Origin of the sequence: Amycolatopsis sp. NPDC051045 (genome assembly GCF_040682955.1) — a bacterium.
Classification (GTDB): domain Bacteria; phylum Actinomycetota; class Actinomycetes; order Mycobacteriales; family Pseudonocardiaceae; genus Amycolatopsis.
In genome coordinates this window covers 455,749-475,813 of sequence record NZ_JBFBCC010000004.1, presented here as the reverse complement: position 1 = coordinate 475,813, position 20,065 = coordinate 455,749, and the positions used below count along the sequence as shown (strand labels likewise).

Here is a 20,065-nt window from a genome sequence, read left to right as displayed (position 1 = left end):
AAGGGGCGGGGAGCTCGGCGAGCGTCGGCTGTCGGCGCCCGCGCGGCGGCGGAGGTTCCGGCATGACCGGCTGCCTCGCCGCACGCCGCGGGTTTCCGCTGGTCGGCGCTCTCCCGCGGCCGCTGGTGGCGCGGCACCCCGGCCCAGCTCGGCGAGCGTCAGCCGTCGGCACGGGCGCAGCGGCTGAGGTCCCGGCATGACCGACTTCCTCGGCCCACCGCCCCGCGTCGTCCGCCTGACCCTCCGGCCCGCGCTGGTCCTCGGCGTCGCCAGCCTCCTCGGGCTGGCCATGTTCTGCTGGCCCCTCTTCGCGCACCCCCGGCCGGGCGGGGCCGCGCACGCCTTGGATGCCCCGTTCGTGTTCATGGCGACCCTGCCGGTCCTCATCCTGGTCGTGCTCGCCGAACTGTCCCGCGGTGGCATCGACGCCAAGGCGCTCGCGCTGCTCGGCGTCCTCTCGGCCGTCAACGCCGGCCTGCGGCCGCTCGGGGCCGGGACCGGGGGGATCGAGCTGGTGTTCTTCCTGCTCGTGCTCGCCGGGCGGGTGTTCGGGCCGGGGTTCGGCTTCGTGCTCGGCTCGACTTCGCTGTTCACGAGCGCCCTGCTCACCGCCGGCGTCGGGCCGTGGCTGCCGTTCCAGATGCTCGCGTCGTCGCTGATCGGGCTGGGTGCCGGGCTGCTACCGCGGAAACCGCGTGGCAAAGCGGAGATTGCCCTGCTCGTCGCGTACGGCGTCTTCGCGGCCTACTTCTTCGGGCTGCTCATGAGCCTGTGGTCGTGGCCGTTCCTCGCCGGCGACTCCACGCAGCTCGGCTTCGTGCCCGGCGCGCCGCTGGCCGACAACCTGCACCGGTTCGCGGTGTACACCGTCCTGACGTCGACCCTCGGCTGGGACACCGGGCGCGCCGTCACCAACGCTGCCGCGATCGTCCTGCTGGGACCCGGCGTCCTGGCGGTGTTGCGGCGCGCCTCGCGACGGGCGGCCTTCGACGCGCCCGTCACGTTCGAGAAGAGTCAGCTGTAGGAGTAGAAGCCGCGGCCCGTCTTCTTGCCGAGCAGGCCCGCGTCCACCATGCGCAGCAGCAGCGGCGGCGACGAGTACAGCGGCTCCTTGAACTCCGCGTACATCGAGTCCGCGATGGCCTTGATGGTGTCCAGCCCGATCAGGTCGGACAGCCGCAGCGGACCCATCGGGTGGGCGGTGCCCAGCTCCATGCCGCGGTCGATGTCCTCGGCCGAGGCGAAGCCCGACTCGATCATCCGGATCGCCGAAAGCAGGTACGGCACCAGCAGCGAGTTCACGATGAACCCGGCACGGTCCTGCGAGCGGATCACGGTCTTGCCCAGCGCCGTCGTCGCGTGCTCCTCCGCGCGGCGGGCGGTTTCCTCGCTGGTCAGCAGCGAGGGCACCAGCTCGACCAGCGGCAGCACCGGCACCGGGTTGAAGAAGTGGATGCCGACCACCTGCTGCGGCCGGCTCGTCGCCATGCCCAGCTTCATGATCGGGATCGACGACGTGTTGGACGCGAACAGCGCGTCCTCCGCCTCGACGATCTTGTCCAGCTGGCGGAAGACCTCGACCTTCGCCTGTTCCTGCTCGAGGATCGCCTCGATGACCAGTTCGCGGTCGGCGAACTCGGCGATGTCGGTGGTGAACCGGAGCCTGCCGAGCGCCGCGTCGACGTCCTCGGCGGTCAGCTTGCCGTTCTTGAGGCCGCGTTGCAGCGACTTCTCGATGCGCGCCTTGCCCGCGTCGAGCGCCGGCTGGTTCACCTCGGTGACCACGACGTCCAATCCGGACCGCGCGTGCACCTCGGCGATGCCGGACCCCATCAGGCCCGCCCCGACGACTCCAACCCGACTTACCACCGGCTCACTCCTTCATCGCTTCGCAGGCCCGACGTGCTTTTTGGTCAACACTGTGGACAGCACTTGGGCAGCACGCGACGCGCGAGGGCGGTTACCGGATGTGTTCCGGCTCCACCCTCGCGCGTCTACGCGTGCTCAACGACGGTACTCGCCGTACCCGTCGTCGTACGGGTCTTGATCATCGCTGTCGGACTCCTCGTAATGACTACTGGAGGAGTTACTCGACAGCTCGCGCTGCAAAGCATCGAAGTCAGTCTCGTGCGAGCTGTACTTGAGCTCACGCGCCACCTTCGTCTGCTTGGCCTTAGCCCGGCCGCGCCCCATGGCTCGACCCCCTCGCACAGGGGCGGGGCGGCCGGGGGAATCGGCGGCCCCGCATCGTCTCGACAATTCTTTCCTGCTCACACCGTACCGTGTCCGGGGGGTTCGATGCGACGTGGCACGGTGTGCCGGTGGTGACAGTGTCCGCCGAACACCGGTTACCGGCCGGTCGGTGGCGATCCGTGCAGGTAGACGTGCCACGATCTATCCGTGCTCCGTCCCTTCGTGGCTTACCTGCGGGTGTACGAACCCCTGCTCGCCCTGGGCGAGCCGCCGGACGAACGGCTGCGGGCGGCCGTCGCGGCGGCCAAGCTGCAGCGGACGGACGCAGGGACGCGCGAGCAGGCCATGTGGCTCAAGTCACAGGTGGCCGCGCCACGGCGGCTGCTGCCGGCCGAGCTCGCCGACGGCCGTCCCGCGCCGAGCCTGCTGACCGACGTCCTGGTGCTCGACCCCGAAGAGGTCCCGGGCGGCAAGGCCGAGCACGGCCCGCTGGTCTGCCCGCTCGAGCTACGGGCCCGTTCGGCCGCCGCGCTGGTCACCTTCCTCGGTGACGCGCACCCGGCGCTGAAGAACGTCGTCCTCGGCGAGGGCGGCTTCACCCAGGAGACGATCCGCGCCCGGACCAAGTCGGCGATGGCGGACCTCAGCACGTCGGCGGCGCACACGTTGTCGACCACCTGGACCGTCCCGCTGCCGTGGTTCGTGCTGATCGAGCCGGACGAGCGACGGCTGGTGCTCGGCAGCGGCCGCGCCGACCCGCGCCGCGAGCTGTCCTGGCGGGCCACCCTCGCCGACGCGCAGCACCGGGCACGCGAGGCCGGCGAGCTGCTGGAGCAGACCTTCGGCGACTCCGGGCCGGGCCGCGTGCTGTTCGAGACGCGGCGGTGGCTGGACAACTTCCACGCGGACTCGGTGGTCGAGCTCGACTACGGCGGCCTGGTGCAGCTGTTCACGGACCCGGTGCTGGAAGCCGACAACACCGCCGACGAGGTGCACGACATCCTGGACGCACTGCGCTCGGGCAACGTCGAGGAGCTGGCCGAGCTGTTCTCCGACCTCCGGGAGTTCTGGGGCGACGTGGCCGCCCGCGAACGCGCCAACTGAGCCGCGACCAGCGCGGTCAGAGGTGCAGGTGGGTGCACCGGCCGGACCTGGAGTTTCGGCACCTCAGGCCGCGCAGGATCAGCTGCGCAGGGGCCGCGCGGGATCAGCCACGCAGGGGCCGCGCGGGATCAGCTGCGCAGGGGCCGCGCGGGATCAGCTGCGCAGGGGCCGCGCGGGATCAGCCACGCAGGGGCCGCGCGGAATCAGCCGCGCAGGTGCGGGACCCGGATTTCGCCCACCGGACGCCCGCCGCCGAACACCGCCGGGCGGGCCAGCTCCGCCAGGCCGGACACGTCCGCGCCCAGGTACCGCAGCGCTTCCACCGCCAGCGGTGCGCAGGCCCGCTTCGCGCCGTCGTCCACCTTCATCGCCACCGCGAAGCCGTCCGGCAGCGCGAACGCCTGGACCCCTTCCGCGCCGGCCTTCGCGATCAGACCCTCCACAGCGGACATCAGCTCGGTGTCCTCGCGTCCCGTCCCCGCGACCAGCCACGGGTGGGTTCGCATCGCCGAAGCGACCGCCTGCGCCGGGCCTTCCGCCGCGCGAGCGATGCGGCCGAACGCGCGGGCCAGCGCCGTCAGGGAGAACGCGAAGAGGGGTGCGCCGCAACCGTCCACTCCCGTGTGGGCGATCGGCTCGCCGGTCAGCTCCGCCACCGCCGTGGCGATCGCCTGCTGCAGCGGGTGCTCCGGCTTTTCGTAGCCGGACACCGGCCAGCCCACCCGGACACACGTCGTGAGCATCGCCGTGTGCTTGCCCGAGCAGTTCATCGTCACCCGCCGCGGCTCGGCGGCGTCGCGCATGCTCGGCACGTGGAGCGGGAAGTCGGGCGGGCAGGCCAGGTGGTCTTCGTGCAGGCCGGCCGCCTCGAGCAGCTCCAGCACTCGCTTGACGTGCCCGGGCTCGCCCGAATGCGACGCGCACGCCAGCGCCAGGTCCTCGCCGGTGAAGCCCAGCCCCGCGCGCAGCATGCCGACCGCCTGCAGCGGTTTGTTCGACGAACGCGGGAAGACCGGGGACACCACGTCGCCGAGGGCCAGGCGGGCGTCGCCTTCGGGGCCGGTGATCACCAGCGCGCCGCGGTGGACGCTTTCGACGAAACCGGATCGGACGACTTCGGCGAGGACGGGGTCGGTCACTCGGCGCGGCCGCCTTCGTTCTCCAGCAGCTCGTCCACAGTGGCCGAACCCTGCTGGTAGCGCTTCGCGATCTCCGCGTTGAGCGTGTCCATCACGCCCTGGACCTCGCGGCGGAAGGACGACACCGACAGCTCTTCGCGCGCGTAGGTGTCCAAAGCGGAGGCCAGCTTCTCGTCCGACAGCGACCCGACGTCGGTCAGGTCGGTGTCACCGATCAGGGCCTCGGCGTGCCGCCGGTGCTCGCCGGCCCGCGACGGCTCCAGCTGCTGGTGCCGTCCCGAACCCGCCGCCGGGCCCAGCGCGTTGTCGGCCAGGATCGTGGCCAGCTGGTCGACGATGCTGGCTTCCCCGCCGGAGCTGCGCCGCGCCTGCTCCGCGCGCACGATGTCGATCCGGGCGTGCAGGAGACGGCGCAGGTAGGACAGATCGGTCTCTTCCTGCGCGGCTTCGTCGCGCCGCTCGCGCAGCACCTTCAGCGGCAGATCACCCAGGCCGCTGAGGTACCCCGGGCCGAGCACGCGGTCGATCCGCCGCCTGCCGCCGGGCCGCACTTCGATCACAGCGCAGTTTATCCCGGTTGAGCGTGATCTCGCTGTCAGGGGCTTTCGTTCAGCCACGAAGTTGCGCCGCGGCCGCCCGCCCCGGTGCGGGCTGCTCCGAAGGCACGGAGTCGGGATCGATCGCCGCCTGGACGAGGTTGTCCTCGGCGCCCGCCAGCAGCTCCGCACCCACCGGCGTCGACCGCTTGACCAGGGCCAACGCGATCGGGCCGAGCTCGTGGTGCTGGATCACGGTGCCGATCCGGCCGACCGTCCGGCCGTCCAGCAGCACCGGGTCGCCGGTCTCCGGGGTGATCTCGGGCGAGCCGTCGAGGTGCAGCAGGAGCAGGTTCCGCGGTGGTCGTCCCACGTTGTGGACTTTCGACACGGTTTCCTGGCCGCGGTAGCAGCCCTTCGCGACGTGCGCGGCCGAGCCGACCCAGCCCACTTCGTGCGGGATCGTGCGCTCGTCGGTGTCGACGCCCAGCCGCGGCCGCACCGACTCGACGCGCAAAGCGTCGAACACCCAGCTGCCCGCCGCGCGGGCGCCCGCGTCGGTGAGCCGCTTCCACCAGTCCGCCAGCGCGTCGCGCGGCACCGCCAGGTCCACGCTGGACCGGCCGGGCCACGGCATCCGCCGCGCGAAGCCGCCACCCGGCAGCGCCGCCACGGCGTAGGGTTCCGGGCCGACCTCGGCGCCGGCCGCGCTCAGCACGCGCTCGGCGTCCGGGCCGAGCACGGTGAGCAGCGCGAGCTCGCCGGTCGCGTCGCGGATGTCCACCTTGGACCAGAACTTCATCGCCTCGAGGTACTCGCGCAGCGTCTGGGGGCCGCCCTTGGGCAGCGCGCTGGTCACGCTCGGGCCCGCGTCGGTGTCGAGGTACACCGTGCCGTCGAGGTGGGCCACCACCATGTGCGTCTCGACGCGGCCCTGGCTGTCGAGGACGAGCGCCTCGGTGCCGGAACCCTCGGCCAGCCCGGTCACGTGCTGCGAGATGACCAGGTGCAGCCACGACAGCCGGTCTTCGCCGGTGACGGCGAGGAATTCGCGGTGCGAACGGTCGATCACGACGACGCTTCGCGAGGCCGTGCGCTGCTCCGCGAACGGGTCTCCCCAGTGCCAGGGGACACCGGCTTCGGGGTGGTCGTCGGGCGGAGGGATCGATCCGGGCACGTCCAGCAGCGGCGAGCGGTACGGCATACCGCCCAGCCTAGGTGAGTACCGTGTCGGCATGCGCGTGCTCGTCTTCCTCGACGGAACCCCGGCCGACCCGGAAGTGGCCCAGATCAAGGTCGACGACCTCGGGCTGATGCGCGGCGACGGCGTCTTCGAGACGATCCTCGTCGTCGACGGCCGGCCCCGTGAGCTGCGTCCGCACCTGGAGCGGCTGGCCCGCTCGGCGGCCATGCTCGACCTGCCCGAACCCGACCTCGCGGCCTGGGAACGGGTCGTTTCGCAGGTGCTCGAAAGGTGGGCCGGCAGCGCCGAAATGGTGCTGAAACTGTTGTACACCAGGGGATCCGACGGCGATCCGGCCGCGGTGCCGACCGCCTTCGCGCTCGGTTCGGAGGTCGCGCCGACCATCCTCAAAGCCCGCGCCGAAGGCGTCGCCGCGATCACCCTCGAACGCGGTTTCCCGCCGGACCTCGCCGAGCGCGCGCCGTGGCTGCTGCTCGGCGCGAAGCCGCTGTCCTACGGCGTGAACATGGCCGCGCTGCGCGAGGCACGCCGTCGCGGCGCCGAAGATGTGATTTTCACCGCCGCCGACGGTTCGGTGTTCGAAGGCCCGACGTCGACCGTGGTGCTCGCGAAGGGGCGGACGCTCTACACGCCGCCGCCGGGCATCGGCATCCTGCCGGGCACTACCCAGGCCGCGCTGTTCCGCGGCGCCGAGAAGGCGGGCTGGGCGGTCAAGGTGGAGCCGCTGACCGTCCGCGACCTCGTCGAGGGCGACGGCGTCTTCATGGCGTCGAGCGTGCGCAAGCTGACCCGGGTGCACACGCTGGACGGCGAGCGGCTGCCGGACTCCTCGGCGGTGTACGCCGAGCTGGTCGGGGCCTACGAAGGCGAATACGCCTGACGCTGGCTGATCCGGACGACGGCGGGGGCGACCTCTTCGGCGCGGTAGGCGGCGATCTTGTGGTGGCCGTCGATGATCAGCTCGCGTTCGCCGTCGGCCAGCACCACCGCGACCGGCCGGTGCCCGGTGCGGATGGCGGTCCGGTAGTAGCCGACGCGGGACTCGTCCGACGGCGGCCAGGCGTCGGTCGGGGTGAGTTCCCGCTCGTCCGGCAGCCGTTCCGGGCCGCTCACCCGGTAGTCGCCGTCGACGAGCAGGTCGAGGACCGGCCCGAGCGTGGTGGCCAGGGGACGGCGCAGCTGCCCGGTGGCCAAGGCGATCCGCAGCGACTGCGGCAGTTCGGCCCGCGCTCGCGTGTTCACGTCGAGGAAACCCGTGCCACCGCTGATCGTCACCTGTTCCACGCCTATCAGGACGGGCGACGGCGCGACATGGTTCCAGGCCCTACCCGGACGGGTGCAGGGCGTGATCGGGGTCTCACCCGCGTGGGGGTACGCCTTGCTCAGGACGGCCGGAACCGGATTCGGGTACCCGGCCGTGCCTGCGCGAGCGCGCTCAACGCGGCCGTCCGCACGACGGCCGCGACGGGATAGCCGCCGGTGGTCGGGTGGTCGGCGAGGAACACCACCGGCAGCCCGCTCGGCGGCACCTGGATCGCGCCGGTGACGACACCTTCGCTGGGCAGCTCGCGGTCGGTGGACCGGTGCAACGGCGTCCCGTCGAGGCGGAGGCCGACGCGGTTCGACTCGGCCGTCACCGTCCACCACGCCGAAAGACCGCGCGCCGGGTCGTCGAGCCAGTCGTCTCGGGGGCCGAGGGTCACCGGGACCACCAGGTCCGCCGGGGCGGCGGCGGGGAGGACGACGTCCGCGCCCGCCGGGATCCCCGCCGGAGCGCCGAGCGGGAGCACGTCGCCCACCCGCAACGGCGCCGGGCCGATGCCGGACAGGACGTCCCGCGACCGGCTGCCCAGCACCGGTTCGACGGCGATGCCGCCGGACACGGCGAGGTAGCAGCGCAGCCCGGCGGCCGGGGTGCCGACGGACAGCGTCTGCCCGGCTCGCACCGGCACCGGCGCGTGGGAGCCGACGGACCGGCCGTCGACGGTGACCGGGACCGACGGCCCGGTCACCGCGGCCGTCGCCGCCGCCGTGAAACGCACCGCCAAACCACCGAGCAGGGCTTCGATACCCGCCGCGGCTTCGTCGTTGCCGGCCAGGCGGTTCGCCAGCCGCAGCGACGCCGCGTCGAGTGCCCCCGAAGGCGCGACGCCGAGGTGGGCGTAACCGGGCCGCCCCAGGTCCTCCACCAGCGCGTACCGCCCCGGATCGAGCACCTCGAGTGCCCTCATCCGACGCTCCGGAACCGGACGCGGTCGCCCGGCGCGAACAGCGCGGGCGGATCCGCGTGCGGGTCGAACAGCGTCGCCGTCGTGTGCCCGAGCAGCCGCCAGCCACCCGGCGACTCGCGCGGGTAGACGCCGGTGAACTCGCCCGCCAGCCCCACCGACCCGGCCGGGACGCGGGTCCGCGGGGAGGCCAGCCGTGGTTGCCGCAACGGCTCCGGAAGCCCGGTCAGGTAGCCGAAGCCGGGCGCGAACCCGGTGAAGGCCACCGTGTAGACCGCCCCGGTGTGCAGTGAGACGACGGCTTCCGCGGACAGCCCGGCATCCGAAGCGACGAGGGACAGGTCTTCGCCGTCGTAGCGGACGTCGAGCGTCACTTCGCGGGGCTCGCCCGCAGGCGGGTGGGTGAGGTCGGCGTCGTCCAGCACCGCTCGCACGGCGGCCACGCCCCCGACGACGAGCAGACTGCGGGCGCCGGGCACGAGGTCGACCACACCTTCCGGACGGGCGGCGAGCACGGTCGCGTGCGCCGCCCGCATCTGGTCGAGCGAGTCGCAGTCGAGCAGGGCGGCGTCCTCGCCACACCGCCGCCAGCGCACCGCGTCAGCCGACGACGCGGTGCAGCAGGGCCGAGGTGTGCGGCTGCATCTCCTGGCCCGCCATCGCCCGCTCCTCGACGTAGCCGAGCGACCCTTCGATCAGGCCGTACAGGCGCTGGGCCGCGGTGACGTCCTTGGCCGTGGCCGTGCGGATCACCGCGTCGGTGCCGAGCTCCCACGACGTCTGGTTGCGCGGCTTGCCGTAGTACAGCTCGACGATGCCGGTGTTGTGCGTGAGCAGCAGCTCGATCGTGTCGTCCGGCTGCGGCCGCCAGAACCCGGACTCGCGGGCGGCGGGGCGGATGACGTTGCCCTCGTCGTCCAGCAGCCACGCGCGGGCCTCGTGGACGAGGAACGGGCGGCCGTCGTGCGAGATCGTCAGCTGCTGCGCGAACTTGCGCGGGCCGTCGATGGTCGGATAGTCGACCTCGCCTTCACCGCGCCAGACGCCGACGAGCGGCAGCAGCGCGAGGCAGGCGTCGTTGAGGTTCGGCCCCTCGCGCAGGTTCGCGGTGTCGTTGGGGATGGGCAGGTCGTCCCACAGCGGGAGGTTGCGCGCGCGAGTGCTCTCCGCACGCCTCTCCGCTGCCACGATGGCTTCGTCGCCGCTGGCGGTCATGGGTCAGCGCTGGTCCGCGTACAGCCGGTAGACGACGTACACGGCGAACCAGGTGATCGCGATGCCGGCGAGGACCAGCAGAGTCGTAAAGATGGCTTCCACGCCTCGCAGAATAGTCCGCTGCCCCTCGGGTGGCCCGGCGCAGGGTCGCCGCGGTGAGCACGGTCACCCGGCCGGAAAACCGTGAATGCCACCTTCACGGACTCAACGTCCCTGAAGGTGGCATTCACGGCTGGGGGCTCAGGCGACCGAGATGGCCAGCTGGTGCAGGCCGGGGCCCTCGGCCGTGACCGAAGCTTCGCCGTTGCCGGTGCGGTGGAGGGCGCGGACCGTCCACTCGCCCGGCGCCGCGTAGAAGCGGAAGTCGCCGTCGGCCGACGAAACGACCTCGCCGGTGAAGTCGCCGCCGCCGTCCAGCAGCCGGACGAACGCGCCGCCGACCGGCCCGTCCGCGCCGGTCACCTTGCCGGCGAGCACAACCTGCCCGCGCGTGTCGAAGTCCGCCGGCGTGGCCTCCTGGACCGGTGCGCCGCAGCTGTCGTCAACCGCCATCACTTGGCTCCCAACTCGACCGGCACGCCCACGAGCGAGCCGTATTCCGTCCATGAACCGTCGTAGTTCTTCACGTCCTGGTAGCCCAGCAGCTCGTGGAGCGCGAACCACGCGATCGAGGAGCGCTCGCCGATGCGGCAGTAGGCGATGGTGCCCTTGCCCTCGTCGATGCCCTCGTCCTTGTAGAGCTCCCGGATCTCGTCTTCGGTCTTGAAGGTGCCGTCTTCGTTGGCGACCTTCGCCCACGGCACGTTCAGCGCGCCGGGGATGTGGCCGGGCACCTGGGACTGCTCCTGCGGCAGGTGCGCCGGGGCGAGCAGCTTGCCGGAGAACTCGTCGGGCGAGCGCACGTCGACGAAGTTCTTCGACCCGATCGACTGGACGACCTCGTCGCGGAACGCGCGCAGGGACAGGTCCTGGTCCTGCGCCCGGTACTCGGTGCGGTCGCGCTTGACCTCGTCGGAGTTCAGCTCACGGCCGTCGAGCTCCCACTTCTTGCGGCCGCCGTCGAGCAGCTTGACCTTCTCGTGGCCGTACAGCTTGAAGTACCAGTACGCGTACGCGGCGAACCAGTTGTTGTTGCCGCCGTAGAGGATCACGAGGTCGTCGTTGGAGATGCCCTTCTCCGAGAGGAGCTTCTCGAAGCCCTCCTTGGAGACGAAGTCGCGGCGCACCCCGTCCTGCAGGTCGTTCCGCCAGTCGAACTTCACCGCGCCCCGGATGTGGCCGGCGTCGTAGGCGGTGGTGTCCTCGTCGACCTCGGCGAACACGACGCCGGGGGTGTCCAGGTTCTCTTCGGCCCACTGGGTGGTGACCAGGACGTCTTCACGGCTCATGAACTGGACTCTCTTTCTGGGGTTGGTTCTCAAGAAGAAGCGCGGGTGGGGCTGAAGCGTTTGATCAGCAAGAACACTTCGCAGCCCAGGCAGAAGTTGAAGGCCGCGTTGAGGAAGGCGGCGAACAGCGCGAACGCCGTCGCGACGATGCCGAGCGGGTCGATTCCCAGAGCGAACCCGATCGTGCCGACCAGGGCGAACACGAACCCGACGGCCTGGGCGAACCGCAGCGGTGCCGCGTCCTCCCGCTGGTCGGTCGGGCCGAGGCGCGGGGCCACGAGCGCGCGGTACACGATCGAGTAAGGCGCCGGCTTCAGCCCTACGAACGCGCCGATCGCGAACACGACGGTCTGGACCGCCAGCAGCGGCCACCACTCGGTGACCAGCACGACCGCGAGCACGATCGTGGTCAGGATGGCGGCGAACCGCGGGCCTCGCGGGTCGACGGCCGGTCCGGCGGACATCGTTCCTCCAGGTGGAGCTCCAGCGGGTACGTGCGAACGGCACGCTTCAGCGGCTTCGGGGCTGGCGGGGACCGGGCGTCGTTCAGCGCCGGTCGGAGCGAGCGCGACACAGGCTGCTGCGGACGCGGCAGAGGTCGACTGCGCGTCGCTGCGTCAAGAAGGTGGTCAGCCCGGTCACGGGTGCGAGGGTACCCAGAGCTCCCTCAGAGTGGGAACCACGTTCATACCTTGGGACGATTCCCGTTTTCTGGGACAACGCCCTGGTCAGGGCGTCCGAGTCGTGAGATACGGCCGCAGGGCGTCCAGCAGTTCCGGGCCCTTGGGGACGCCGCCGACGCGCAGGAGCTCCCGGCCGTCCGGGGTCAGCGCGATCGTGGTCGGCGTCCGCAGCACGGACAGCGACTGCGCGACCTCCGGCCGGTCCGTCACGTCGAGCTCGACGTGGTGCAGGCCGTCGGTCCGCGCGGCCAGCGGCGCGAGCACGGCTTTCGCGTGCCGGCAGGGCGCGCAGAAGGTGGTGGAGATCTGGACCAGCGTCACCGCCGACGCCGGGTCGAGCGCGGCGGTGACGGGGGCGGGCAGCTCACGCACGGGTTTCGCGGCACGTACGCGTCCGTTGCGCACTCGAAGCAGCACGCCGACGGCCCCGGCGGCCACCAGCGTCGCCACGAGCACCCACAGCCCCGTCACCGGCCGCTCCCTACTTGCTCAGGTCCGCGAAGGACACGTTCGCCGCCTTGCCCTTGATCGTCACCGATCCGCTGTGCACCTGCACGCCGGTCGGGGTGACCGACAGCGGCAGGTCCTTCGTGCTGATCGACGCGTTGAAGTTCGGCATCAGCACCTTCTGCACCGCCGCGGGGACGACGGTGGTCTCCTGGTCGTTCCCGAACTGCAGACGCTTGGGCAGGAAGTTGATCGTGCCCTTGGCCGCGTCGGCCTCGATCATCGCGAAGCAGAAGATTTCCAGATCCTTGCCCGCGAACTGAAGGTGTCCCGAAATGCGGACACCGGTGCTCGACTCGTCCTGCTCGGGCTGACCCTCGGTGGTCTTCGTCGTGGTCGGCGTCGGCTCGCTCTGCCCGCTGTCGCCGTTTTGGACGTACTCGGTGGTCGACGGCTCGATCCGCAGGTCCTTGATCTTGTCGAGCGGCGAGAGGCGGGCCAGGTCGGCGGCCTTGATGGTGACCGAGCCGGTCAGCTCGCCGATGGTGATCGCCTTCGTGTTGCCCGCGGTGAGGTCCGACAGCGGCGCCGTGACGTTCTCCAGCTCGGCGTTCACCGCGACGTCCTGCAGCTTGCCGGCGACCGGGATGCCGGCGGCGGACACGCTGATGTGACGGTAGTCACCGCCGAGGGCCTGCGTGAGGAACGGGAAGCCGTGGATCGTCACCGACGGGTCGTCGCTCAGCTGCAGCTGCGTGCGCGTCTTCTGCGAGATCATGTGCTCGGCGTACGCGGCGGCCCCGAAATCGGCGCCGACCAGCAGCAGCACCAGGACGACCAGCGCGATCACCCAGCGCCGGGCGCGGCGCCCGCGGCGTCGTGCGTCCGGCCTCGGTGCGGGTCGGTCGTCCCGGGTCACGGGCCTGCTCACCATCGCGTCCGTACTCCTGTTCGTCGGGGACACCCGGATTCCTCCAGGTGTGATCGATCCAGCAAGGGTTAGGTGCCCGGCCGTTCAGCCGCTATTCTCACTTAGCACCGACCAAAGCCGCTGTGCGGCGACGACTCGAGAAGGCGGTGCGGCTGATGAGCCTGGACCTTCTGGTACTGACTGCGGAGGCCGACGCCACCTCGGTGCTTCCCGCGCTGGACCTGCTGCCGCACACCGTACGCGTCCGCGCTCCCGAGGTGACGGCCCTGCTCGACGCGGGCCACCGCGACGTGATCCTCCTCGACGCCCGCAGCGACCTGGCCTCGGCGAAGAGCCTCTGCCGGCTGCTCAAGGGCACCGGCGAGGACGAGGCGGCCACCCCGATCATCGCGGTCGTCGGCGAAGGCGGCCTGGTCGCGGTCAGCGCCGAATGGCGCACCGACGACATCCTGCTCCCCACCGCGGGCCCGGCCGAGGTCGACGCCCGGCTGCGGCTGGTCACCACCCGCGACGGCGGTTCCGCGCAGGTCGACGCCGAGCTGCGGGTCGGCGAGCTGGTGATCGACGAGGCGACCTACACCGCCCGCCTCCGCAAGCGCACCCTCGAGCTCACCTACAAGGAGTTCGAGCTGCTCAAGTACCTCGCGCAGCACGCGGGCCGGGTGTTCACCCGGGCCCAGCTGCTGCAGGAGGTGTGGGGCTACGACTTCTTCGGCGGCACCCGCACGGTCGACGTGCACGTCCGGCGGCTGCGCGCCAAGCTCGGCCCCGAGCACGAGCAGATGATCGGGACCGTCCGCAACGTCGGCTACAAGTTCGAGCGGCCGGCCAAGAGCGGTGCGTCGCGTCCGGGCGTGCCCGCGCAGGCCGCCGCCGAGGCCCCCGCCGACACTGTGCTGATCAGTACCAATCCGACCACAGTCACGGCCGAATGACTTCCTAGCCACGGTTACGTGCCGTGTGGGGGTCGGCCTGCTTTTGGCCGGATCAGTACTCCCGAACTCGCCCACTGATCCCCCTTCCGCGCACGGAAGACGTCCCGCACAGCCGTCGCGTTGCGTCCGGCGCGGGTACGGTCGCAGGGTGAGCGGAGACGGCGAGTGGCGCCAGGAACTGGACGAACAGCAGCTCGAGGACGTGCGGCGGCTGCTGCTGGCCGTGCGCGAAGCGGACGGGCGGCCCGAGGTCGAGCCCGCGGGGCCGTTGCCCGGCGAGTTCGACGGCGGTGAGCACCTCGTCGCCTGCGTCGAGGACGACGTCGTCGGCTACGCCCACCTCAACACCACCGGTAACTCGTTCGGGCACCAGGTCGCCGAGCTGTTCGTGCACCCCGCCCACCGCAACCGCGGGTACGGCGCGAAGCTGCTTCAGGCGCTCGACGAGCGTGCCGCGGTCGGGTTCCGCGTCTGGGCGCACGGTGACCACCCCGGCGCGCGGCGCCTGGCCCGGAAGAGCGGCCTGGAGCGCAAGCGCGAGCTGCTGATCCTGCACGTGGCCGTCGAAAACGCGGACTGGCCGGAGCCGGTGCTGCGCGACGGCGTCTCGCTGCGGACGTTCGTGCCGGGGCAAGACGAGGACGCCGTCGTCCGGGTCAACGCGCGGGCCTTCGACTGGCACCCCGAGCAGGGCGCCTTGACCGTCGAAGACGTCCGCGCCGACGAGCGGCGGCCGTGGTTCGACGCGGACGGCTTCTTTCTCGCCGAAGAAGACGGCGAGGTGATCGGGTTCCACTGGACGAAGGTCCACGAGCCGGCCCCGGGCCGGTTCGGCGGCGAGCGCGTCGGCGAGGTCTACGTCGTCGGCGTCGACCCGGCTGCGCAGGGCGGCGGCCTCGGCCGGGCGCTCACGCTCGCCGGGCTGCGGTACCTCGCGGGCCGCGGGCTGCGGCAGATCATCCTGTACGTCGAGGGCGACAACGCGCCGGCGCTGGCGGTCTACACCAAGCTCGGGTTCACGCGTCACGAAACCGACGTCCAGTACGGTCGGTGAGCACGGTCGACGCCGTGCGAGCACGTCGTCACTGACGGCAAACACGCAGGTCACGGCCCGGACACGGCGCCCTTGCGACGGAGTAGCACTCCTCACATCGGGCGCCTTGTTCACTTTGCGTTCATGTGATCCCGGCCGACCGTCCATCAGCGCTGCCTAATGTCCGGATCCGGGCACGGCGACCTCCGCCGCGACCGAACCGGCGAAGCTCCTGATGGAGGAAACAGCAGTGAAGATCATGCGGCCCCTGAGCGCGGTCGGCATCGTGGCGAGCGCCGCTCTGGTGCTCGCCGCCTGTGGCACCGACCCCGCGGCGTCCAACAGCAGCGGCTCGAACTCGGCTTCGGCGCCCGCCGCGACCGGCACCGCCGACGTGGAGTGCGGCGGCAAGAGCCCGCTGTCCGCGGAAGGCTCGTCGGCGCAGAAGAACGCGATCGACATCTTCACGCAGCAGTACGGCAAGAAGTGCTCGGGCCAGCAGGTCAACTACAACCCGAGCGGTTCGGGCGCGGGCGTCAAGCAGTTCAACGCCAACCAGATCGACTTCGGCGGCTCGGACTCGCCGATCAAGGACGCCGACGCGGCCGCCGCCAAGGCCCGCTGCGCCAGCGACGCCTGGAACATCCCGCTCGTCGTCGGCCCGATCGCGGTCGCCTACAAGCTGTCCGGCGTGGACAAGCTGACGCTGTCCCCGTCGGTCACCGCCAAGATCTTCAGCGGTGCCATCACCAAGTGGAACGACCCGGCCATCAAGGCGGTCAAGGGCAACGAGAGCCTGAACCTGCCGGACAAGGCCATCCAGGTCGTCTCCCGCTCCGACGAGTCGGGCACCACCGACAACTTCCAGAAGTACCTGGCGGCGGCCGCGAAGGCGGACTGGACCAAGGGTGCCGGCAAGAAGTTCAACGGTGGCGTCGGCAACGGTGCGCAGGGCTCCAACGGCGTCGCGACCGCGGTGAAGGCCTCCGACGGCGGCATCACCTACGTCGAGGGCGCGTTCGCCAAGGAGGGCCTGACCCCGGCCCTGATCGACAGCGGCTCCGGCGGCGTCGAGCTGACCTCGGAGAACGTGGCGAAGTCCCTCGACGCGGCCAAGTTCCTCAAGGACGGCACCAACGACCTCGCGCTCGACCTCAACGGCATCTACGCCGGCAACACCCCGGGTGCCTACCCGCTGCTGCTGACGACCTACGAGATCGTCTGCTCGAAGTACGCGAACCCGGACGTTGCCAAGGCCGTCAAGGCGTTCCTGACGGTGGCCGCGACCGAAGGTCAGAAGCCGCTGTCCGCGAAGGGTTACGTGCCGATCCCGCAGTCGCTGCAGACCAAGGTCCTGACCGCGGTCAAGGCGATCTCCTGACCGGCGTTGCGACTGATCGACGAGTGATAGAGGCTGGTCGGAAGTAACTGATGAGCGAGTCACCCTCGACGCGAACGCCCACCGGCGACCCCGGTGGGCGTTCGTCGTCCGCACTCACGCCCCCGGAGGACCCGATTTCGGAGCAACCCACCTCGACGGCGGCGCCCGAGCCGCCCCCGAGCGAGAAGCCGAAGAAGGTGCGGCCCGGTGACCGCATCTTCGAGAACCTGACCACCGGGGCCGGGATCTTCGTCGTCGGCCTGATCGGCCTGATCGGGCTCTTCCTGCTCATCCAGGCCATCCCGGCGCTGAAAGCCGACAAGGTCAACTTCCTGACCAACCACGGCTGGTCGACCAGCGACCCCGCGAACATGTCCTTCGGCATCCTCGACCTGCTCGAGGTGACGGTGGCGACGTCGCTCGTGGCCCTGATCATCGCGATGCCGGTGTCGCTGGGCATCGCGCTGTTCCTGACCCAGTACGCGCCGCCGCGCCTCGCGCGCCCGTTCGCCTACGTCATCGACCTGCTCGCCGCGGTGCCGTCGATCATCTTCGGCCTCTGGGGCATCCTGGTGTTCGCCCCGGCGATCGAGCCGTTCGCGCAGTGGATCAACGACGCGTTCTCGTGGTTCCCGCTGCTCGCGCCCGGCAACGTCGCGCCGAGCGTGCGCGGCACGATCTTCACCGCCGGCATCGTCCTGGCCGTGATGATCCTGCCGATCATCACCTCGCTCTCGCGCGAGGTGTTCGAGCGGACGCCGACCCCGCACATCGAGGGCGCGCTCGCGCTCGGCGCCACGCGCTGGGAAGTCATCCGCACCACCGTGCTGCCGTTCGGCAAGGCCGGGTACGTCGGCGCGTCCATGCTCGGCCTCGGCCGCGCGCTGGGCGAGACGATCGCGCTGGCCGTCATCCTGCTGATCCCGCAGGGCAAGAACTTCGACTGGAGCCTCTTCGACGGTGGCGCCACCTTCGCGTCGAAGATCGCCGCGAACTACAGCGAGTTCAACAACGAGGTCTCGGCGGGCGCGTACATCGCGGCCGGCCTGGTGCTGTTCGTGCTCACCTTCGTGGTGAACTTCGCCGCGCGGTCCGTCATCGGCAAGAAGGGGGACTGAGCGTGTCCACCACCTCGCTCGAAGCGCCCGCATCGACTCCGGCGTTCCAGCAGGTCAGCCTGGCTCGCAAGGTCAAGAACGGCGTGGCGACCACGCTGGTCTGGCTGTCGTTCCTGATCGCCGTCGTCCCGCTGGTGTGGGTGCTGTACACGGTGGTCGTGAACGGCATCAAGCGCATCCCGTACAGCAACTGGTGGGGCCAGGACTTCGGGGACGTGCTGTCCGACGAGGTCGGCGGCGGCGTGCTGCACGCCATCATCGGCAGCCTGCTGCAGGGCCTCGTCTGCGCGATCATCGCGGTGCCGATCGGCATGCTCGTCGCGATCTACCTCGTCGAATACGGCCGCGGCAAGCTCGCCAAGGCCATCACGTTCATGGTGGACATCCTCTCCGGGGTGCCGTCCATCGTGGCCGCGCTGTTCATCTACGCGCTGTGGATCACGACGTTCGGCCTGCCGCGCAGCGGCTTCGCCGTCTCGCTCTCCCTGGTGCTGCTGATGATCCCGGTGGTCGTCCGCTCGTCGGAAGAGATGCTGCGGATCGTCCCGGACGACCTGCGCGAGGCGTCGTACGCGCTGGGCGTGCCGAAGTGGAAGACGATCATGAAGATCGTGCTCCCGACGGCGATGTCCGGCATCATCGGCGGCGTCATGATGGCGCTGGCCCGCGTGATGGGCGAAACCGCGCCGCTGCTGGTCCTCGTCGGCTACTCGGCCTACACGAACTGGGACATCTTCAGCGGCGAGCAGGCCGCGCTGCCCCTGCTGATGAACAACGAACGCGTCAGCAACCCGATGGAGCCGGGCTCGGTCGGCTTCGACCGGATCTGGGGCGCGGCACTGACCCTGGTGCTCATCATCGCCCTGATCAACCTCCTCGCCACCGTGTTCGCGCGCCTGGTCGCGCCGAAGAAGAAGTGAGCTGTTTCTGATGGCCAAGCGAATCGACGTCAAGGACGTGGACATCTACTACGGCAAGTTCCACGCCGTGGACGGCGTCACCCTCTCCGTGCCGCCGCGCAACGTCACCGCGTTCATCGGCCCGTCGGGCTGTGGCAAGTCGACGGTGCTGCGCACGCTCAACCGCATGCACGAGGTGATTCCCGGCGCCCGCGTGGACGGCCAGGTGCTGCTCGACGGCGAGGACATCTACGCCTCGGCGGTCGACCCGGTCCAGGTGCGCCGCACGATCGGCATGGTTTTCCAGCGCCCCAACCCCTTCCCGACGATGTCCATCCGGGACAACGTCGTCGCCGGCCTGAAGCTGGGCGGCGCCAAGGGAAAGAAGACCCTCGACGAGATCGCCGAGCGCGCCCTGCGCGGCGCGAACCTGTGGAACGAGGTCAAGGACCGCCTCAACAAGCCGGGCGGCGGGCTCTCGGGCGGTCAGCAGCAGCGGCTGTGCATCGCCCGCGCGATCGCGGTCCAGCCGGACGTGCTGCTGATGGACGAACCGTGCTCGGCCCTGGACCCGATTTCGACGCTGGCGATCGAGGACCTGATCGGCGAGCTGAAGAAGGACTACACGATCGTCATCGTCACGCACAACATGCAGCAGGCGGCGCGGGTTTCCGACCAGACGGCGTTCTTCAACCTCGCCGGTGTCGGGCAGCCGGGCCGGCTGGTGGAGCTGAACGACACGGAGAAGATCTTCTCCAACCCGGACGAAAAGGCCACGGAAGACTACATTTCCGGCCGCTTCGGCTGAGCCTGCCGGTTCGTCCTAAGTGGAGCAATGAGAAAGCCCCCGGCGCCGGCCGGGGGCTTTCTCGTGGTCAGGGCTCACATGTCGTCGTCGGAGCCGTAGCCCGGCATCTTGCCGGTGACGACGAAGATCATCCGCTTCGCAACCGAAACCGCGTGGTCGGCGTAGCGCTCGTAGAAGCGGCCGAGGAGGGTGACATCGACCGCCGCGGCCACGCCGTGCGGCCACTCGCGGTCCATGATCACCGTGAACAGGTGGCGGTGGATGTCGTCCACCTGGTCGTCGTCGGACTCGAGCGTCTTCGCCGCTTCGACGTCCTTGGACTTGATGACCTGCTCGGTCTGGCGGGCCAGCTTGACCGCGACCTCGCCCATCTCGGCGAAGTACGGCCGCACCGACTCCGGCAGCACCGGCTCGGGGTGACGGCGCCGCGCGGTCTTCGCCACGTGCAGCGCCAGGTCGCCCATCCGTTCCAGGCTTTCGGCGGCGTGGATCGCCGCGAGCACCGTGCGCAGGTCGGTCGCCACCGGCGCCTGCAGGGCCAGCAGGGCGTACGCCTGCTCCTCGCACTGGGCGCGGGCGTTGTCGACCTTCGCGTCGTCGCTGATCACCTGCTCGGCGAGGCTCAGATCGGCCTCCAGCAGTGCCCGCGTGGCCCGCTCCATCGCTTCGGCGACCTGGACCGACATCGCGGCCAGGTGGTCGGCGAGCTGTTCGAGTTCGACATGGTAAGCCTCACGCATGGCCCAACCCTACGGCCAACCGTGGTCTGATACCGCATCGCCGGGTGAACCGCACGTGAACCCGGCCTAACGATCGTCGCGGA

24 protein-coding genes are annotated in these 20,065 nt (G+C 70.6%); 9 read left to right on the top strand and 15 right to left on the bottom strand.

Annotated elements, in window-relative coordinates:
- Window positions 1-196: 196 nt before the first annotated feature.
- Window positions 197-1,024, top strand: a complete 828-nt coding sequence (locus AB0M80_RS13445; RefSeq protein WP_364563255.1) for an ECF transporter S component — start codon at window positions 197-199, stop codon at window positions 1,022-1,024.
- On the opposite strand, the gene AB0M80_RS13440 is transcribed toward AB0M80_RS13445, so the two are convergent.
- Both AB0M80_RS13440 and AB0M80_RS13435 read right to left on the bottom strand, forming a co-directional pair.
- The gene (locus tag AB0M80_RS13440) at window positions 1,015-1,869 is read right to left on the bottom strand and encodes a 3-hydroxybutyryl-CoA dehydrogenase (protein ID WP_364563252.1); all 855 of its coding nucleotides are present in this window, start codon (window positions 1,867-1,869) and stop codon (window positions 1,015-1,017) included. The genes AB0M80_RS13445 and AB0M80_RS13440 overlap by 10 nt on opposite strands.
- A 135-nt stretch (window positions 1,870-2,004) precedes the next feature.
- Entirely contained in the window at window positions 2,005-2,193 is a 189-nt protein-coding gene (locus AB0M80_RS13435) for a DUF3073 domain-containing protein (protein WP_364563250.1), read from the bottom strand.
- Window positions 2,194-2,400: 207 nt separating this feature from the next.
- Between AB0M80_RS13435 and AB0M80_RS13430 the strand changes: the two genes are divergently transcribed.
- A complete protein-coding gene (locus tag AB0M80_RS13430) occupies window positions 2,401-3,297 on the top strand; it encodes a hypothetical protein (protein WP_364563247.1) in 897 nt (298 codons plus the stop codon).
- Window positions 3,298-3,500: 203 nt separating this feature from the next.
- On the opposite strand, the gene AB0M80_RS13425 is transcribed toward AB0M80_RS13430, so the two are convergent.
- The 3 genes from AB0M80_RS13425 to AB0M80_RS13415 are packed head-to-tail and all read right to left on the bottom strand — an operon-like array spanning window position 3,501 to window position 6,176.
- The gene (locus AB0M80_RS13425; RefSeq protein WP_364563245.1) at window positions 3,501-4,436 is read right to left on the bottom strand and encodes an asparaginase; all 936 of its coding nucleotides are present in this window, start codon (window positions 4,434-4,436) and stop codon (window positions 3,501-3,503) included.
- The gene (locus tag AB0M80_RS13420) at window positions 4,433-4,996 is read right to left on the bottom strand and encodes an aerial mycelium formation protein (RefSeq protein ID WP_364563242.1); all 564 of its coding nucleotides are present in this window, start codon (window positions 4,994-4,996) and stop codon (window positions 4,433-4,435) included. Before AB0M80_RS13420 ends, AB0M80_RS13425 begins: the two co-directional genes overlap by 4 nt.
- A 49-nt stretch (window positions 4,997-5,045) precedes the next feature.
- Window positions 5,046-6,176, bottom strand: coding sequence for a folate-binding protein (locus tag AB0M80_RS13415; protein WP_364563239.1), 1,131 nt, complete (start codon window positions 6,174-6,176; stop codon window positions 5,046-5,048).
- Window positions 6,177-6,207: 31 nt separating this feature from the next.
- On the opposite strand from AB0M80_RS13415, the gene AB0M80_RS13410 reads away from it, so the two are divergent.
- Window positions 6,208-7,056: an aminodeoxychorismate lyase gene (locus tag AB0M80_RS13410; protein ID WP_364563236.1), complete on the top strand. Its 849-nt coding sequence runs from the start codon at window positions 6,208-6,210 to the stop codon at window positions 7,054-7,056.
- On the opposite strand, the gene AB0M80_RS13405 is transcribed toward AB0M80_RS13410, so the two are convergent.
- The 9 genes from AB0M80_RS13405 to AB0M80_RS13365 all read right to left on the bottom strand — a co-directional run bounded on the left by AB0M80_RS13405 (window position 7,035) and on the right by AB0M80_RS13365 (window position 13,071).
- A complete protein-coding gene (locus tag AB0M80_RS13405; RefSeq protein WP_364563233.1) occupies window positions 7,035-7,460 on the bottom strand; it encodes a hypothetical protein in 426 nt (141 codons plus the stop codon). The genes AB0M80_RS13410 and AB0M80_RS13405 overlap by 22 nt on opposite strands.
- A gap of 98 nt (window positions 7,461-7,558) precedes the next feature.
- A complete protein-coding gene (locus AB0M80_RS13400) occupies window positions 7,559-8,407 on the bottom strand; it encodes a biotin-dependent carboxyltransferase family protein (RefSeq protein ID WP_364563230.1) in 849 nt (282 codons plus the stop codon).
- Window positions 8,404-9,000 (bottom strand): allophanate hydrolase subunit 1, encoded by a 597-nt coding sequence (locus AB0M80_RS13395; RefSeq protein WP_364563227.1) that lies wholly within the window; start codon window positions 8,998-9,000, stop codon window positions 8,404-8,406. Before AB0M80_RS13395 ends, AB0M80_RS13400 begins: the two co-directional genes overlap by 4 nt.
- 4 nt (window positions 9,001-9,004) lie before the next feature.
- Window positions 9,005-9,619 (bottom strand): FABP family protein, encoded by a 615-nt coding sequence (locus AB0M80_RS13390; RefSeq protein ID WP_364563224.1) that lies wholly within the window; start codon window positions 9,617-9,619, stop codon window positions 9,005-9,007.
- Window positions 9,620-9,859: 240 nt separating this feature from the next.
- A complete protein-coding gene (locus AB0M80_RS13385) occupies window positions 9,860-10,171 on the bottom strand; it encodes a DUF1416 domain-containing protein (RefSeq protein WP_364563221.1) in 312 nt (103 codons plus the stop codon).
- Window positions 10,171-11,007 (bottom strand): sulfurtransferase, encoded by an 837-nt coding sequence (locus AB0M80_RS13380; protein WP_364563218.1) that lies wholly within the window; start codon window positions 11,005-11,007, stop codon window positions 10,171-10,173. The genes AB0M80_RS13385 and AB0M80_RS13380 overlap by 1 nt, the downstream gene beginning before the upstream one ends.
- Window positions 11,008-11,036: 29 nt before the next feature.
- Window positions 11,037-11,471, bottom strand: coding sequence for a DUF4395 domain-containing protein (locus AB0M80_RS13375; RefSeq protein WP_364563216.1), 435 nt, complete (start codon window positions 11,469-11,471; stop codon window positions 11,037-11,039).
- A gap of 264 nt (window positions 11,472-11,735) precedes the next feature.
- Complete coding sequence (locus AB0M80_RS13370) at window positions 11,736-12,161, bottom strand: thioredoxin family protein (protein ID WP_364563214.1); 426 nt, start codon at window positions 12,159-12,161, stop codon at window positions 11,736-11,738.
- Window positions 12,162-12,171: 10 nt separating this feature from the next.
- A complete protein-coding gene (locus AB0M80_RS13365) occupies window positions 12,172-13,071 on the bottom strand; it encodes a DUF2993 domain-containing protein (RefSeq protein WP_364563211.1) in 900 nt (299 codons plus the stop codon).
- A 152-nt stretch (window positions 13,072-13,223) separates the two neighbouring features.
- Here AB0M80_RS13365 and AB0M80_RS13360 point away from each other — a divergent pair, with 152 nt between their 5' ends.
- From AB0M80_RS13360 to pstB, 6 genes are all read left to right on the top strand, one after another.
- Complete coding sequence (locus AB0M80_RS13360) at window positions 13,224-14,003, top strand: response regulator transcription factor (RefSeq protein ID WP_364563208.1); 780 nt, start codon at window positions 13,224-13,226, stop codon at window positions 14,001-14,003.
- 148 nt (window positions 14,004-14,151) lie between these two features.
- Window positions 14,152-15,057: a mycothiol synthase gene (mshD, locus tag AB0M80_RS13355; RefSeq protein ID WP_364563205.1), complete on the top strand. Its 906-nt coding sequence runs from the start codon at window positions 14,152-14,154 to the stop codon at window positions 15,055-15,057.
- A gap of 229 nt (window positions 15,058-15,286) precedes the next feature.
- On the top strand, window positions 15,287-16,417 hold the full coding sequence (gene pstS / locus AB0M80_RS13350) for a phosphate ABC transporter substrate-binding protein PstS (RefSeq protein WP_364563667.1): 1,131 nt from the start codon (window positions 15,287-15,289) through the stop codon (window positions 16,415-16,417).
- Between the two features lie 197 nt (window positions 16,418-16,614).
- A complete protein-coding gene (pstC, locus tag AB0M80_RS13345) occupies window positions 16,615-17,535 on the top strand; it encodes a phosphate ABC transporter permease subunit PstC (protein ID WP_364563664.1) in 921 nt (306 codons plus the stop codon).
- A 2-nt stretch (window positions 17,536-17,537) separates the two neighbouring features.
- Window positions 17,538-18,455 (top strand): phosphate ABC transporter permease PstA, encoded by a 918-nt coding sequence (gene pstA, locus AB0M80_RS13340; protein ID WP_364563202.1) that lies wholly within the window; start codon window positions 17,538-17,540, stop codon window positions 18,453-18,455.
- A 10-nt stretch (window positions 18,456-18,465) separates the two neighbouring features.
- Window positions 18,466-19,242: a phosphate ABC transporter ATP-binding protein PstB gene (gene pstB, locus AB0M80_RS13335; protein ID WP_364563199.1), complete on the top strand. Its 777-nt coding sequence runs from the start codon at window positions 18,466-18,468 to the stop codon at window positions 19,240-19,242.
- Window positions 19,243-19,316: 74 nt separating this feature from the next.
- Here pstB and phoU read toward each other — a convergent pair whose 3' ends face one another.
- Window positions 19,317-19,982 carry a phosphate signaling complex protein PhoU gene (phoU, locus tag AB0M80_RS13330; RefSeq protein WP_364563197.1) on the bottom strand — a complete coding sequence of 222 codons (666 nt, stop codon included), beginning with the start codon at window positions 19,980-19,982 and terminating at the stop codon, window positions 19,317-19,319.
- Window positions 19,983-20,065: the final 83 nt, after the last annotated feature.